This window comes from Pseudomonas pharyngis (genome assembly GCF_021602345.1).
Lineage (GTDB): Bacteria > Pseudomonadota > Gammaproteobacteria > Pseudomonadales > Pseudomonadaceae > Aquipseudomonas > Aquipseudomonas pharyngis.
Genome location: NZ_BQID01000016.1, coordinates 56,499 through 70,740, shown reverse-complemented (window position 1 = coordinate 70,740; position 14,242 = coordinate 56,499). Strand labels below are relative to the sequence as shown.

Here is a 14,242-nt window from a genome sequence, read left to right as displayed (position 1 = left end):
GCGCGCAAAGTGCCGATGCCGCGTTCGCTGCTTGGGCGAATGCTACTGCTGACGCTGCTCGCGGTGTTGTTCGCCCAGACCCTGTCCAGCGTGATCTGGGTGTCCCAATTGCGTGCGACCCAGCTCGAAGGGCTGGTCACCAGCGCCCGCAGCCTCGCCCATTCGATGACCGCCAGCGTCAGTTATTTCCGCTCGTTGCCGGTGGCCTATCGGCCTCTGGTGCTCGACCAATTGCGCAGCATGGGCGGCACGCGTTTTGTGGTGACGCTCAATGACAAACCGCTGGGCATGGAAGTGCTGCCGGTGACGCCGCGCAAGGCCGCGGTGTTGAAAGCGGTGGATGAAGTGCTGCGTCAGTCGCTGGGCCAGGACACCGACATTCTGGTGACCTTCGTCAGCCCCGATGACCTACGGATCTTCAACGCCGGGTTGAAGCTCGATGAGTTGCCGCGTTCCTGGGCGCATTACGCGCTTACGCTTGAGCCGGTGAATCCGCCGGTGCTGGTGACTCAGATTCAGTTGGCGCCGGGTGAGTGGCTGTACATCGCCTCGCTGTTGCCCGAGCCCTACACCAGTCTCGAAGAGCAAGGCCTGCCGACCCAGCAGGTGTGGTTCATCGTCTTCACAAGCGGTTTTCTGTTGCTGTTCATCGGCCTGCTGGTGCACTGGCAGAGCCGGCCGCTCAAGCGTCTGGCACGGGCCGCGCGGGATTTGTCGCTGGGCGCCGATGTCGAGCCGGTGGCCGAGGGCGGCGGCAGCGAAGTGGTCGAAGTGGGCCGCGCCTTCAACACCATGCGCGAGCGGATCAGCCGTTACCTGACCGAGCGCAGCCAGTTGTTCAGCGCGATTTCCCATGACCTGCGTACACCGATTACGCGACTGCGCCTGCGGGTCGAACTGCTGGAAGACGAGAAGCTGCAAACCAAGTTCGGCCGCGATCTGGACGAACTGGAGCTGCTGGTCAAAGGCGCGCTGCAATGCGTGAAGGACACCGACATCCACGAAAACATCGAGCCGGTTGATCTGAACCATGTGCTCGACTGCCTGGTGGAACCCTATCTGGCGCCGGCCGGCAATGGTCGCGTGACGCAGCAGGGGCGGGCGTTGGCGGCGTATCCGGGCAAGCCGCTGGCGCTCAAGCGTTGCATCGGCAACCTGATCGACAACGCGTTGAAGTACGGGCAGAACGCCCACCTGCACATCGATGACGATGATCGTGCGTTTGTGCTGCATGTCGACGATGAAGGGCCGGGCGTGCCGGAGCAGCGGCTGGAGCAGGTGTTCGAGCCGCACTTCCGCTTGGCGGGACAGCAGCAGGGTTACGGTCTCGGTTTGGGGATCGCCCGCAACATTGCCCATAGCCATGGCGGTGAAGTGACGCTGCAGAACCTGCGCGAAGGCGGATTGCGCGTGACCCTGCAATTACCGCGTTCGGCGGATTAAGTCAAAAGCTTGCCCTCACCCTAACCCTCTCCCGGAGGGAGAGGGGACCGACCGAGGTGTCTGGCGTCATACATCGACCTGAAAGACCTTATCGATTATGGATTCAAAGCGAATCGTTCAGGTCGGCGTACCTCTGCAATATCCCTCGGTCGGCCCCCTCTCCCTCCGGGAGAGGGCTGGGGTGAGGGCTGGCTCTTTGTCACGACTCGGTGACAAAACCCGCCCCCTTCGTTACAAGCCCCTCCCGGCCCGTTGTTTAGACTGCCCGCAGTCATAACAACAAAAAAGGCCACCCATGGATCATTTCAATCCGGGCTTCAGCAGTTGGCTGAACGCCCCTGCCCACCAGCAATGGCTCGCCGATGAAGGCCTGCGCCTGCTGGCATTTGCCAAGGCTTCACGGCTGCCCGAAGGGTTTGGCAATCTCGATGAGCGCGGCCAGCTCCAGGCCGGCGCGCAAGCCGAAACCATGAACACCGCACGCATGACCCACAGCTTCGCCATGGCCCACATTCAGGGCCTGCCGGGGTTCGCCGAGCTGGTCGATCACGGCATTACAGCCCTGCGCGGTCCGTTGCGCGATGCGCTGCACGGCGGCTGGTTCGCCGTCGCCGAACACCGTGACGGCAACACCGGCAAGAACGCTTATCTGCATGCTTTCGTCGCTCTGGCGGCGAGTTCCGCAGTGGTCGCACAACGTCCGGGCGCGCAGGCGTTGCTGGATGACGCCATCGACATCATCGACACGTATTTCTGGAGCGAGGAAGAGGGCGCCATGCGCGAGTTCTTCAACCGCGACTGGCGCGAAGAAGAGGCCTATCGCGGCGCCAACAGCAACATGCACGCCACCGAAGCCTTCCTTGCCTTGGCCGATGTCACCGAAGACCCGCGCTGGCTGGTGCGTGCGCAACGCATCGTCGAGCGGGTGATTCACGGGCACGCCGCCGCCAACGATTACCTGGTGATCGAGCATTTCGACCGCAACTGGCAGCCGCTGCGCGACTACAACCATGACAATCCCGCCGACGGTTTCCGTCCCTACGGGACCACGCCGGGCCATGGTTTCGAGTGGGCGCGGCTGTTGCTGCACCTCGAAGCCGCGCGGGTTCAGGCCGGCATGCTCACGCCCGGCTGGCTGGCCACCGATGCGCAAAAGCTGTTCGAACAAAACTGCCGCCATGGCTGGGATGTCGATGGTGCGCCGGGCATCGTCTATACCCTCGACTGGAACAACAAAGCGGTGGTGCGTCATCGCCTGCACTGGACCCACGCCGAGGCCAGCGCTGCCGCCAGTGCCTTGCTCAAACGCACCGGCGATGCGCAGTACGAAACCTGGTATCGCCTGTTCTGGGAATTTTGCGAAACGTATTTCATCGACCGCTGCGACGGCAGCTGGCATCACGAACTCGACCCGCAAAACCGTCCAAGTGCCGATATCTGGGCGGGCAAACCGGATCTGTACCACGCCTGGCAGGCCGTTCTGATTCCACGTCTGCCGCTGGCACCGAGCATGGCCAGTGCTCTGGCACACCTGTCTCGAAGCGTTCCTGTGTAACCATGTGGTGACATTCGCGCGTCCCTTCGTTACCTGCGGGGGGAAACGCTCTGTTTAAACTCGTGTGCAGCGCAAGCACCAGACTTGCATGCATAACAACAAGAAAGGTACATCTCAGATGAATGCGATTTCTCGCCTCGCTACTGTCATTTCTGTCGCCTCCCTGTTCCCGCTCGCTGTGCTGCCCCTGAGTGTTTCCGCTGCCGAATCCAAAGGTTCGGTGGAAGTCGTGCATTGGTGGACGTCCGGTGGCGAAAAAGCTGCCGTCGATGTGCTCAAGGCTCAAGTCGAGAAAGACGGTTTCACCTGGAAAGACGGCGCTGTCGCCGGCGGTGGCGGTGCGACTGCCATGACCGTGCTGAAAAGCCGCGCAGTAGCCGGCAACCCGCCAGGCGTTGCCCAGATCAAGGGCCCGGACATCCAGGAATGGGCGTCGACCGGTCTGCTCGACACTGACGTGCTGAAGGACGTTTCCAAGTCCGAGAAGTGGGACAGCCTGCTCGACAAGAAAGTCTCCGACACCGTGAAGTTCGAAGGTGATTACGTGGCCGTGCCGGTGAACATTCACCGCGTGAACTGGCTGTGGATCAACCCGGAAGTCTTCAAGAAAGCCGGTATCGAAAAAGCCCCGACCACCCTCGAAGAATTCTACGCCGCCGGCGACAAGCTGAAAGCGGCGGGCTTCATCCCGCTGGCCCACGGCGGTCAGCCTTGGCAGGACAGCACCGTGTTCGAAGCGGTCGTGCTGTCGGTGATGGGTGTTGATGGTTACAAGAAAGCCTTGGTCGACCTGGACAACGCTGCCCTGACCGGTCCGGAAATGGTCAAGGCCCTGACCGAGCTGAAGAAAGTCGCGACCTACATGGACCAGGACGGCAAAGGCCAGGACTGGAACCTGGAAGCGGCCAAGGTCATCAACGGCAAGGCCGGCATGCAGATCATGGGTGACTGGGCCAAGTCCGAGTGGACCGCCGCCAAGAAAGTCGCCGGCAAGGACTACGAGTGCGTAGCCTTCCCGGGCACCGACAAGGCGTTCACCTACAACATCGACTCGCTGGCCGTGTTCAAGCAGAAGGACGCGGGCACCGCGGCCGGTCAGCAGGACATCGCCAAAGTCGTGCTGGGTGAAAACTTCCAGAAAGTCTTCAGCATCAACAAGGGCTCGATTCCGGTGCGCAACGACATGCTCGCCGACATGGGCAAGTACGGTTTCGACTCCTGCGCCCAGACCGCTGCCAAGGACTTCCTGGCAGACGCCAAGAGCGGCGGCCTGCAACCGAGCATGGCGCACAACATGGCGACCACGCTGGCCGTGCAGGGTGCGTTCTTTGATGTTGTGACCAACTACATCAACGACCCGAAAGCCGACCCGGCCGACGCTGCCAAGAAACTCGGCACTGCCATCAAGGCTGCCAAGTAATGCTTGGCCTGTAGGAGCGAGCCTGCTCGCGATAGCGGATCGTCAGCCACCGAAAGTGTGAACTGACACAACGCAATCGCCAGCAGGCTGGCTCCCACAGGGATCGCATCCGTAATTCTTAATCCTTCTACTGGATCTTCCCATGAGTTCTGTTGCTGTGTTCAGCAAGGCCTCGCCGTTCGACGCATTGCAGCGCTGGCTACCGAAACTGGTGCTGGCGCCGAGCATGTTCATCGTTCTGGTGGGCTTCTATGGCTATATCCTCTGGACGTTTGTCCTGTCGTTCACCACGTCGACCTTCCTGCCTAACTACAAGTGGGCAGGGCTGGCGCAATACGAGCGCCTGTTCGACAACGACCGCTGGTGGGTGGCGAGCAAGAACCTGGCCGTGTTCGGCGGCATGTTCATCGGCATCACCCTGGTAATCGGCGTGACACTGGCGATTTTCCTCGACCAGAAAATCCGTCGCGAAGGCTTTATCCGCACCATTTACCTGTACCCGATGGCGCTCTCGATGATCGTGACCGGTACTGCGTGGAAATGGCTGCTCAACCCGGGCATGGGCCTGGACAAATTGCTGCGGGACTGGGGCTGGGAAGGCTTCCGTCTCGACTGGCTGATCGACCCGGATCGCGTGGTGTACTGCCTGGTGATCGCGGCGGTCTGGCAAGCCTCGGGCTTCATCATGGCGATGTTCCTCGCCGGTCTGCGTGGCGTCGATCAATCGATCATCCGTGCTGCCCAGATCGACGGCGCAAGCATGCCGCGCATCTACTGGAAAGTGGTGCTGCCAAGCCTGCGTCCGGTGTTTTTCAGTGCGGTGATGATCCTGGCGCACATCGCGATCAAGAGCTTCGACCTGGTGGCGGCCATGACGGCCGGCGGCCCGGGTTATTCCTCCGATTTGCCGGCGATGTTCATGTACTCGTTCACGTTCAGCCGTGGACAGATGGGCATGGGCTCGGCCAGTGCAATCCTGATGCTCGGTGCGATCCTCGCGATCATCGTGCCTTACCTGTACTCCGAGCTGAGGACCAAGCGTCATGACTAGTCTCGCTTCGAAACCTGCCATCAGTCTGAGTCGCATCGCGATCTACGCGGTGCTGATCCTCGCGGTCCTGCTGTACCTGGTACCGCTGGTGGTCATGCTGTTGACCAGCTTCAAGACCCCGGAAGACATCTCCACCGGCAACCTGCTGAGCTGGCCGACCGTGGTCAGCGGCATCGGCTGGGTGAAAGCCTGGGCCACCGTTGACGGCTACTTCTGGAACTCGATCAAGATCACCGTGCCGGCCGTGATCATCTCCACCGCCATCGGTGCGTTGAACGGCTACGTGCTGTCGTTCTGGCGCTTTCGCGGTTCGCAGCTGTTCTTCGGCCTGTTGCTGTTCGGCTGCTTCCTGCCGTTCCAGACCGTGCTGCTGCCGGCCTCGTTCACCCTCGGCAAAATGGGCCTGGCGAGCACCACCACCGGCCTGGTGTTCATCCATGTGGTTTACGGTCTGGCGTTCACCACGCTGTTCTTCCGTAACTACTACGTGAGCATTCCGGATGCGCTGATCAAGGCGGCGCGTCTCGATGGCGCGGGCTTCTTCACGATCTTCCGCCAGATCATCCTGCCGATGTCGACGCCGATCATCATGGTCTGCCTGATCTGGCAGTTCACTCAGATCTGGAACGACTTCCTGTTCGGCGTGGTGTTCTCCAGTGGTGATTCGCAACCGATCACGGTGGCGCTGAACAACCTGGTCAACACCAGCACCGGGGCCAAGGAATACAACGTGGACATGGCGGCGGCGATGATCGCCGGGCTGCCGACCCTGCTGGTCTATGTGGTCGCAGGCAAGTATTTCGTGCGCGGGCTGACGGCCGGCGCAGTCAAGGGGTAATCATGGCTACGCTCGAACTTCGCAATGTAAACAAGACCTACGGTGCCGGCCTGCCGGACACCCTGAAGAACATCGAACTGTCGATCAAGGACGGTGAGTTCCTGATCCTCGTCGGGCCTTCGGGCTGCGGCAAGTCGACGCTGATGAACTGCATCGCCGGCCTGGAAACCATCACCGGCGGCGCAATCATGATCGGCGACCAGGACGTCAGCGGCATGAGCCCGAAAGATCGCGACATCGCCATGGTGTTCCAGTCCTACGCGCTGTACCCGACCATGAGCGTGCGCGAGAACATCGAGTTCGGTCTGAAGATCCGCAAGATGAGCCAGTCGGCGATCGACGAAGAAGTCGCCCGCGTGGCCAAGCTGTTGCAGATCGAGCACCTGCTCAATCGCAAGCCGGGCCAGCTCTCCGGCGGCCAGCAACAGCGCGTGGCGATGGGCCGTGCCTTGGCGCGTCGACCGAAGATCTACCTGTTCGACGAACCGCTGTCCAACCTCGACGCCAAGCTGCGCGTCGAGATGCGTACTGAAATGAAACTGATGCACCAGCGCCTGAAAACCACCACGGTCTACGTGACCCACGACCAGATCGAAGCGATGACCCTGGGCGACAAAGTGGCGGTGATGAAGGACGGGATCATCCAGCAGTTCGGTACGCCGAAAGAGATCTACAACGACCCGGCCAACCTGTTCGTGGCGAGCTTCATCGGTTCGCCGCCGATGAACTTCATTCCACTGCGCCTGCAACGCAAGGACGGCCGTCTGGTGGCGCTGCTCGACAGCGGCCAGGCCCGTTGCGAATTGCCGATGGCGATGCAGGACGCCGGTCTCGAAGACCGCGAAGTGATCCTCGGCCTGCGCCCGGAGCAGATCGCGCTGGCGAACGGCGAGGGCAATGGCCTGCCGAGCATCAAGGCTGAAGTGCAGGTCACCGAGCCGACCGGCCCGGACACCCTGGTGTTCGTCAACCTCAACGACACCAAGGTCTGCTGCCGTCTGGCGCCGGATGTGGCACCGCAGGTGGGCGAAACCCTGACCCTGCAGTTCGATCCGTCGAAAGTGCTGCTGTTCGACGCCCAGTCCGGCGAACGCCTGGGGGTTGCGGGCCTGCCGAAAGCCGAACCGCACAGCGCAAACGTGGCCCAGTTCAAGGGTCGCTGATGAACACAGGCGGGAGCGGGCAGGCCCGTTCCCGCAGGGAGCACGCGGTGCGTGGCCTGTCGCGCGCCGCATCCGATGTAAACCGCGTTAAATAAGAAGAACAGTTAATAACAATAAAACGAGGATGTAGGGATGAAGAAGAACAACAACGCTCAGCGAATCGGCCAGTTGTCAGCAGTTGCGGCAATGATGCTGGCCGGCAGCGTCCACGCGGCTGACGCTTTCAGCTCCGATTCGGAGTGGATGACCGGGGACTGGGGTGGCGAGCGGACCAAGCTGATCGAGCAGGGCATCGACATCAAGATGGACTACGTCGGTGAGGTGGGCGGCAACCTTCACGGCGGCTACAACAACGACAAGACGGCGCGTTACTCCGACCAGTTCGGTCTGGGCGTGGCGCTGGACCTGCAAAAACTGTGGGGCTGGGACAACACCCAGGCCAAGATCCAGCTGACCAACCGTAATGGCGAAAACATTTCCAACGACCGTGTTGGCGATCCGCGTGCCGGGACACTCAGCTCCTCGCAGGAAGTCTACGGTCGTGGTCACATGGTGCGGCTGACCCAGTTGTGGATCAAACACCAGTTCTTCGACAACAAACTCGACGTCAAGGCCGGTTACTTCGGCGAAGGCGAAGACTTCAACACCTTCCCGTGCGAGTTCCAGAACCTGGCGTTCTGCGGCTCGCAAGTGGGTAACTGGGCGACCAACATCTGGTACAACTGGCCGGTCAGCCAGGCGGCCATTCGCGTCAAATACAACATCAACGACGAACTCTACGCGCAGATCGGTGCGTACAACCAGAACCCGTCGCAGCTGGAACATGGCAACGGCTTCAAGTTGAGCGGCAGTGGCACCAAAGGCACCGTATTGCCAGTGGAACTGGTCTGGTTGCCTAACCCGAACAGCCTGCCGGGCGAATACCGTGTCGGTTACTACAAGAGCACGGCCGATGCCGACGACGTTCGCGAGGACGTCAACGGTTTCGACGCGGCGACCACCGGTGATGCCTACCGCACTCACAGCAGCAAGCACGGTTACTGGTTCGTTGCGCAACAGCAACTCACCAGCCACAACGGTGACAAGAGCCGTGGTCTGAGCATCGCTGCCAACGCCACGTTCCACGACAAGGACACCAACTTCATCGACAACTATCAGTCCGTGATGTTTGTGTACAAAGGTCTGTTCGATGCGCGTCCGAAGGATGACTTCGGTATCGGTGCTGCGCGTATTCACGTCAACGATGACGTGAAGAAAAACGCCGAACTGCTTAACGTCTCCAACGGTGTTTCGGATTACGACAATCCGGTGTTCTCGCCGATTCGTGAAACCGAATACAACTACGAGATCAACTACGGCTTCCACGTGACCAACTGGCTGACCGTGCGCCCGAACCTGCAATACATCACTCATCCGGGCGGTGTGGATGAAGTGGATAACGCTTTGGTCGCTGGCCTGAAAATTCAGTCTACGTTCTGACGCGTCTGCGATAAGCTCCTCTCTATGTGCGCATATTTGCGGACAGCCAAGGCTGTCCGCTTTTTTTTGGAAAGGGGTGTCGCAGCCCATGAAAGTTGAATCTGGAACCGTGGCCCATGCATGAGCATCCGCTGCAACGCTTCTTCAAATCCCTGCGTGAACGACCGGTGTTCGCCTGGGAGCGCTATCAGATGCGCGATGTGCTGGTGATCGATCATCCGCTGTGTCAGGCGGTGTTCAGTCGTCAGGGTGCGCAATTGCTGCACTTTCAGCCGCGCGGGCAGAAACCTTGGCTGTGGTGCGCGGCGAAGTGGCCGCATGTCGGCGCGATTCGCGGTGGCGTGCCGGTGTGCTGGCCGTGGTATGGCCGTCACCCGAGCGAAAACGCGTGGCCGTCCCATGGCTGGGCGCGATTGCTGGACTGGAAACTGCTCGACAGCAGCAGCGCCGAGGACGGCGTGCGCCTGCATTGGCAATTGCAGCTGTGCGACTGGCAGGTGGACCTGCACGCGCACCTGGGCGAACGCATGGAATTGCGCCTGAGCACCGAGCATCAGGACGACATGCCGTGCCAGTTGAGCCAGGCTTTGCACGCTTACTGGCGTATTGGTGACGTGAGTGAGATAGCGCTGTCTGGGCTCGAAGGGGCGCAGGGTTACGACCAGTTGAACCGTGAGGTTTGCCAGCAGGAAGGCGAGTTGCGGGTCGATGGTGGCTGTCAGCGAGTGTTCCAGCACGACGGCGAATTACAGCTCAAGGATCACGCTTGGCAGCGCGAACTCTGCATCGATACCGGTGACAGCGCGGACACCGTGGTGTGGCATCCGGGGGCGCGGCCATTGCTGGGCGTGACCTGGGATGAGATCTCGGAGTTTGTGTGTGTTGAAGCGGCGGCGGGTGGCACCGACAGCCTGCATCTGGCGCCGGGGGAGAAGGCGCATTTGAGTTTGCAGGCGTGGGCGGGGGCTTGAGTGTGTCAGCTCGACCGCTGCCCTCACCCTAACCCTCTCCCGGGGGGAGAGGGGACTGACCGAGTTGGATTGGCTATTTACACCGACTTGCGACTACAGCGGTGATCTTGGCTTGGCCAAGCCAGAGGAAACGTTGATCGTTCAGGTCGATGTAACTTTTGAGGGCAACACCGTCGGCCCCCTCTCCCTCCGGGAGAGGGCTGGGCGGGCGGCGTTCCGATGAGGGTTGGCTTTTAAGCTTTTAACGCCTTAGTTGAACTCATCTCCAACCGGATACCGGCTCGCATTCAAGCTCTCTTTGATCTTGCGCAGATGCGGCTGGAAATCCACCCCGCGACGCAAGGTCATCCCCGTCGCCAGTACATCCAGCACGGTCAACTGAATGATCCGCGAAGTCATCGGCATATAGATGTCGGTGTCTTCCGGCAGCGGAATGTTCAGGCTCAGCGTACTGGCCTTGGCCAGCGGCGAGTTCTCCGCCGTCAGGCCCAGCACCGAAGCGCCGTTCTCCCGGGCGATGCGCGCCACTTCCACCAGTTCGCGGGTGCGGCCGGTGTAGGAAATGATCACGAACAGCTCGCCGGTGTGCGCCACCGAGGCAATCATCCGTTGCATCAGCACATCGGCGTGGGCGGTCACCGCCAGATTGAAGCGGAAGAACTTGTGCTGTGCATCCAAAGCCACTGGAGCCGAAGCACCCAGGCCGAAGAAGTGAATCTGCCGGGCCTGGATCAACAGGTCGACGGCGCGGCTGATCAGGTTCGGGTCCAGTGCCTGGCACGCGCTGTCCAGCGAGGCGATCGCACTGCCGAAAATCTTCTGCGTATAGGCCTCGGGATTGTCGTCAGCTTCCACTGCGCGGCTGACATAGGCCGCGCCGCTGGCCAGGCTCTGCGCCAGTTGCAACTTGAGTTCGGGGTAGCCGCTGACGCCGAACGAACGGCAGAAACGGTTGACCGTCGGTTCACTGACCGACGCCGCTTGGGCGAGGGCGGCGATGCTGAAGCGGGTGGCCTGCTGTGGGTTGAGCAGGATCACTTCAGCGACTTTGCGTTCGGCCTTGTTCAGCTCTTCAAGGCGACTCTGGATCTGTTCCAGTAAATTTCGCACGCGGTCCATAAGAATTCCTAGATTCACCGGCGCCGATAAGCGCGCGGCTATGCAAATTGGGCCTTTGATGTGGCCCGTGACGGTGGCCTATCCTACTGATGGCTCCGACCGACCACCACTCGGAATCTGTATTTTGCGAAAATGTTGTGGTTATTACTACATTTTCCCTTGAGTGATGCCTTGAAAAAAGGTATTTGTAGCTTAACTTGATAAAAGAACAAACATCATGCCTTCGATTACGGTTGAACCGTGCACCTTCGCCTTGTTCGGCGCCTTGGGCGATCTGGCCCTGCGCAAGCTGTTTCCTGCCCTTTATCACCTTGATGGCGCCGGCCTGCTGCACGAGGACACGCGCATTATTGCACTGGCCCGTGAGGCGGGCACCGAGCAGCAGCACCTGGCGTTCATCGCCGCCGAGCTGCGCCGTTACGTGGGCAAGGAGCTGGACGAGGCCGTGGCCGAGCGCTTTCTGGCACGCCTGACTTATCTGCACGTCGACTTCCTCAAGGCTGAAGATTATGTGGCGCTGGCCGAACTGGCCGGCAGCACGCAGCGCATGATTGCCTACTTCGCCACTCCGGCGGCGGTGTACGGCGCGATCTGCGAGAACCTGGCGAAAGTCGGTCTGGCGGAAAACACCCGCGTGGTGCTGGAAAAACCGATCGGCTCCGACCTGGAATCCTCGCGCAAGGTCAACGACGCCGTGGCGCAGTTCTTCCCGGAGAACCGCACCTACCGCATCGACCACTACCTGGGCAAAGAAACCGTTCAGAACCTGATCGCCCTGCGTTTCGCCAACAGCCTGTTCGAAACCCAGTGGAACCAGAACTACATCTCCCACGTGGAAATCACCGTGGCCGAAAAGGTCGGCATCGAAGGCCGTTGGGGTTACTTCGACAAGGCCGGCCAACTGCGGGACATGATCCAGAACCACCTGCTGCAACTGCTCTGCCTGATCGCCATGGATCCGCCGGCCGACCTGTCCGCCGATAGCATCCGCGACGAGAAGGTCAAGGTGCTCAAGGCCCTGGCGCCGATCAGTCCGGAAGGCCTGACCACGCAGGTGGTGCGCGGCCAGTACATCGCCGGGCACAGTGAAGGCAAGTCCGTGCCGGGCTACCTCGAAGAGCCGAATTCCAACGCCCAGAGCGACACCGAAACCTTCGTCGCGCTGCGTGCCGACATCCGCAACTGGCGCTGGGCCGGCGTGCCGTTCTACCTGCGCACCGGCAAGCGCATGCCGCAGAAACTGTCGCAGATCGTCATCCACTTCAAGGAACCGTCGCACTACATCTTCGCCCCCGAACAGCGCCTGCAGATCAGCAACAAACTGATCATCCGCCTGCAACCGGACGAAGGCATTTCCTTGCGCGTGATGACCAAGGAGCAAGGCCTGGACAAGGGCATGCAACTGCGCAGCGGTCCGCTGCAACTGAATTTTTCCGACACCTGGCGCAGCGCTCGGATCCCCGATGCCTACGAGCGTTTGTTGCTGGAAGTGATGAACGGCAATCAGAACCTGTTTGTCCGTAAAGATGAAATCGAAGCCGCGTGGAAATGGTGTGACCAGCTGATCGCCGGGTGGAAAAAATCCGGTGACGCGCCCAAGCCGTATGCGGCCGGGTCGTGGGGGCCGATGAGCTCCATTGCATTGATCACGCGGGACGGGAGGTCGTGGTATGGCGATATCTGATGTGAAACTGCCCGAGGGCGTGAATGCCCGCGAATTCAAGAGCCCGGTGCTGCTCGCCGAAGGCCTGGCGCTGAATGTCGCCAAGCAGTTGAGCGAAGCGCTGGCGGCACGTGGCAACGCCGTGCTGGTGGTGTCCGGCGGTCGTAGCCCGGTGGCGTTTTTCCAGCACCTGGCCAAGCAGGAACTGGACTGGTCGAAGGTCGTCGTGACCCTGGCCGACGAACGCTGGGTACCGGTCGAACATGCCGACAGCAACGCCGGTCTGCTCAAGCAATATCTGCTCAAGGGCCCGGCGGCCAAGGCGCAGTTCCTCAGCCTCTACAGCGCGGCGGCCAACGTCGAGCAGGCTGCGGAGCAGGCTGATCGTTTGCTCGCCGAATTGCCGCCCATTGACGTGCTGGTGCTGGGCATGGGTGATGACGGTCACACCGCGTCGCTGTTCCCGGACAGCCCGAACCTGGCCGAAGCCCTGCAAGCCGACGGCACCCGTCGTTGCTGGCCGATGCTCGCACCAAGCGTGCCACGCCAGCGCCTGACCATGAGCCGGGCGCTGCTGGCCTCGGCGCGGTACAAGATTTTGTCGATTTCCGGTCAGTCGAAACTGACCACCCTGAATGCCGCACTGGCATCCAACGACGTCGCCGCCATGCCGGTTCGCGCGTTTCTGCAACCTACGTTAGAGATTTACTGGTGCCCATGAGCCAAGGAACAGCCGCTATGACAATTCCATCCCCGACCGTTTCCATGGCGGACAAAGTTGCCCTGATCGACAGCCTCTGCGCCAAGGCGCGGATCCTGCCGGTGATCACCATCGCCCGTGAACAGGACGTGCTGCCGTTGGCCGACGCTCTGGCTGCCGGCGGTCTGACCGCGCTGGAAGTGACTCTGCGTTCGCAGTTCGGCCTCAAGGCGATCCAGATCCTGCGCGAACAGCGCCCGGAACTGGTGACCGGTGCCGGCACCGTGCTCGACCGCAACATGCTGGCCGCGGCCGAAGCCGCCGGTTCGCAATTCATCGTCACCCCGGGCATCACCCGTGACCTGCTGGAAGCCAGTGTCGAAAGCCCGATCCCGCTGCTGCCGGGCATCAGCAATGCCTCCGGCATCATGGAAGGTTATGGCCTGGGTTATCGCCGCTTCAAGCTGTTCCCGGCTGAAGTCAGCGGTGGCGTAGCGGCAATCAAGGCCCTCGGCGGCCCGTTTGGCGAAGTGAAATTCTGCCCGACCGGCGGCGTCGGCCCGGCCAACATCAAGAGCTACATGGCGCTGAAAAACGTCATGTGCGTGGGCGGTAGCTGGATGCTCGATCCGGAGTGGATCAAGAACGGCGACTGGGCCCGCATTCAGGAATGCACTGCCGAGGCGTTGGCGCTGCTGGACTGATACTTTTCAATTAGTTGCAACCCTACACTTCGTTGTGTGTTCTACGGCTTTAACGGTGCGCTTGGTCGGTGCGCCGTTTTTTTTTGCCCGAAAAAACCTTCGTTATCTCGAGATACATAGTTACCGCACCCGGCCT

At 61.0% G+C, this 14,242-nt stretch carries 12 protein-coding genes; 11 read left to right on the top strand and 1 reads right to left on the bottom strand.

From position 1 onward, the window contains the following. Window positions 1–15 precede the first annotated feature (15 nt). The 8 genes from L6D74_RS25450 (at window position 16) to L6D74_RS25415 (ending at window position 9,920) form a co-directional block, all read left to right on the top strand. Window positions 16–1,443, top strand: a complete 1,428-nt coding sequence (locus L6D74_RS25450) for an ATP-binding protein (RefSeq protein ID WP_170928295.1) — start codon at window positions 16–18, stop codon at window positions 1,441–1,443. Window positions 1,444–1,738: 295 nt separating this feature from the next. Then, window positions 1,739–2,998, top strand: coding sequence for a D-mannose isomerase (locus tag L6D74_RS25445; protein WP_085647317.1), 1,260 nt, complete (start codon window positions 1,739–1,741; stop codon window positions 2,996–2,998). 118 nt (window positions 2,999–3,116) lie between these two features. Further along, entirely contained in the window at window positions 3,117–4,418 is a 1,302-nt protein-coding gene (locus L6D74_RS25440) for an ABC transporter substrate-binding protein (RefSeq protein ID WP_064598941.1), read from the top strand. Window positions 4,419–4,560: 142 nt separating this feature from the next. After that, window positions 4,561–5,469: a carbohydrate ABC transporter permease gene (locus tag L6D74_RS25435; protein ID WP_007951166.1), complete on the top strand. Its 909-nt coding sequence runs from the start codon at window positions 4,561–4,563 to the stop codon at window positions 5,467–5,469. Further along, window positions 5,462–6,307: a carbohydrate ABC transporter permease gene (locus L6D74_RS25430; RefSeq protein WP_007951164.1), complete on the top strand. Its 846-nt coding sequence runs from the start codon at window positions 5,462–5,464 to the stop codon at window positions 6,305–6,307. Before L6D74_RS25435 ends, L6D74_RS25430 begins: the two co-directional genes overlap by 8 nt. 2 nt (window positions 6,308–6,309) lie before the next feature. Further along, a complete protein-coding gene (locus L6D74_RS25425) occupies window positions 6,310–7,470 on the top strand; it encodes an ABC transporter ATP-binding protein (RefSeq protein WP_236190929.1) in 1,161 nt (386 codons plus the stop codon). Window positions 7,471–7,602: 132 nt separating this feature from the next. Next, complete coding sequence (locus L6D74_RS25420) at window positions 7,603–8,949, top strand: carbohydrate porin (protein ID WP_039766091.1); 1,347 nt, start codon at window positions 7,603–7,605, stop codon at window positions 8,947–8,949. 116 nt (window positions 8,950–9,065) lie between these two features. After that, window positions 9,066–9,920, top strand: coding sequence for a D-hexose-6-phosphate mutarotase (locus tag L6D74_RS25415; RefSeq protein ID WP_064598935.1), 855 nt, complete (start codon window positions 9,066–9,068; stop codon window positions 9,918–9,920). 249 nt (window positions 9,921–10,169) lie between these two features. On the opposite strand, the gene L6D74_RS25410 is transcribed toward L6D74_RS25415, so the two are convergent. Continuing rightward, a complete protein-coding gene (locus tag L6D74_RS25410) occupies window positions 10,170–11,030 on the bottom strand; it encodes a MurR/RpiR family transcriptional regulator (RefSeq protein WP_169842436.1) in 861 nt (286 codons plus the stop codon). 226 nt (window positions 11,031–11,256) lie between these two features. On the opposite strand from L6D74_RS25410, the gene zwf reads away from it, so the two are divergent. Genes zwf through L6D74_RS25395 form a run of 3 tightly spaced genes read left to right on the top strand, consistent with a single transcriptional unit; the run spans window position 11,257 to window position 14,106 of the window. Then, the gene (zwf, locus tag L6D74_RS25405; protein WP_007951158.1) at window positions 11,257–12,723 is read left to right on the top strand and encodes a glucose-6-phosphate dehydrogenase; all 1,467 of its coding nucleotides are present in this window, start codon (window positions 11,257–11,259) and stop codon (window positions 12,721–12,723) included. Next, window positions 12,710–13,423 (top strand): 6-phosphogluconolactonase, encoded by a 714-nt coding sequence (gene pgl, locus L6D74_RS25400; protein WP_085647318.1) that lies wholly within the window; start codon window positions 12,710–12,712, stop codon window positions 13,421–13,423. Before zwf ends, pgl begins: the two co-directional genes overlap by 14 nt. Window positions 13,424–13,440: 17 nt before the next feature. Next, window positions 13,441–14,106 carry a bifunctional 4-hydroxy-2-oxoglutarate aldolase/2-dehydro-3-deoxy-phosphogluconate aldolase gene (locus tag L6D74_RS25395; protein ID WP_064598929.1) on the top strand — a complete coding sequence of 222 codons (666 nt, stop codon included), beginning with the start codon at window positions 13,441–13,443 and terminating at the stop codon, window positions 14,104–14,106. Window positions 14,107–14,242: the final 136 nt, after the last annotated feature.

Coding starts and splice junctions, on each gene's coding strand:
- L6D74_RS25450 (WP_170928295.1), top strand. CDS start 16: ATGCCGCGTTCGCTGCTTGGGCGAATGCTACTGCTGACGCTGCTCGCG.
- L6D74_RS25445 (WP_085647317.1), top strand. CDS start 1,739: ATGGATCATTTCAATCCGGGCTTCAGCAGTTGGCTGAACGCCCCTGCC.
- L6D74_RS25440 (WP_064598941.1), top strand. CDS start 3,117: ATGAATGCGATTTCTCGCCTCGCTACTGTCATTTCTGTCGCCTCCCTG.
- L6D74_RS25435 (WP_007951166.1), top strand. CDS start 4,561: ATGAGTTCTGTTGCTGTGTTCAGCAAGGCCTCGCCGTTCGACGCATTG.
- L6D74_RS25430 (WP_007951164.1), top strand. CDS start 5,462: ATGACTAGTCTCGCTTCGAAACCTGCCATCAGTCTGAGTCGCATCGCG.
- L6D74_RS25425 (WP_236190929.1), top strand. CDS start 6,310: ATGGCTACGCTCGAACTTCGCAATGTAAACAAGACCTACGGTGCCGGC.
- L6D74_RS25420 (WP_039766091.1), top strand. CDS start 7,603: ATGAAGAAGAACAACAACGCTCAGCGAATCGGCCAGTTGTCAGCAGTT.
- L6D74_RS25415 (WP_064598935.1), top strand. CDS start 9,066: ATGCATGAGCATCCGCTGCAACGCTTCTTCAAATCCCTGCGTGAACGA.
- zwf (WP_007951158.1), top strand. CDS start 11,257: ATGCCTTCGATTACGGTTGAACCGTGCACCTTCGCCTTGTTCGGCGCC.
- pgl (WP_085647318.1), top strand. CDS start 12,710: ATGGCGATATCTGATGTGAAACTGCCCGAGGGCGTGAATGCCCGCGAA.
- L6D74_RS25395 (WP_064598929.1), top strand. CDS start 13,441: ATGACAATTCCATCCCCGACCGTTTCCATGGCGGACAAAGTTGCCCTG.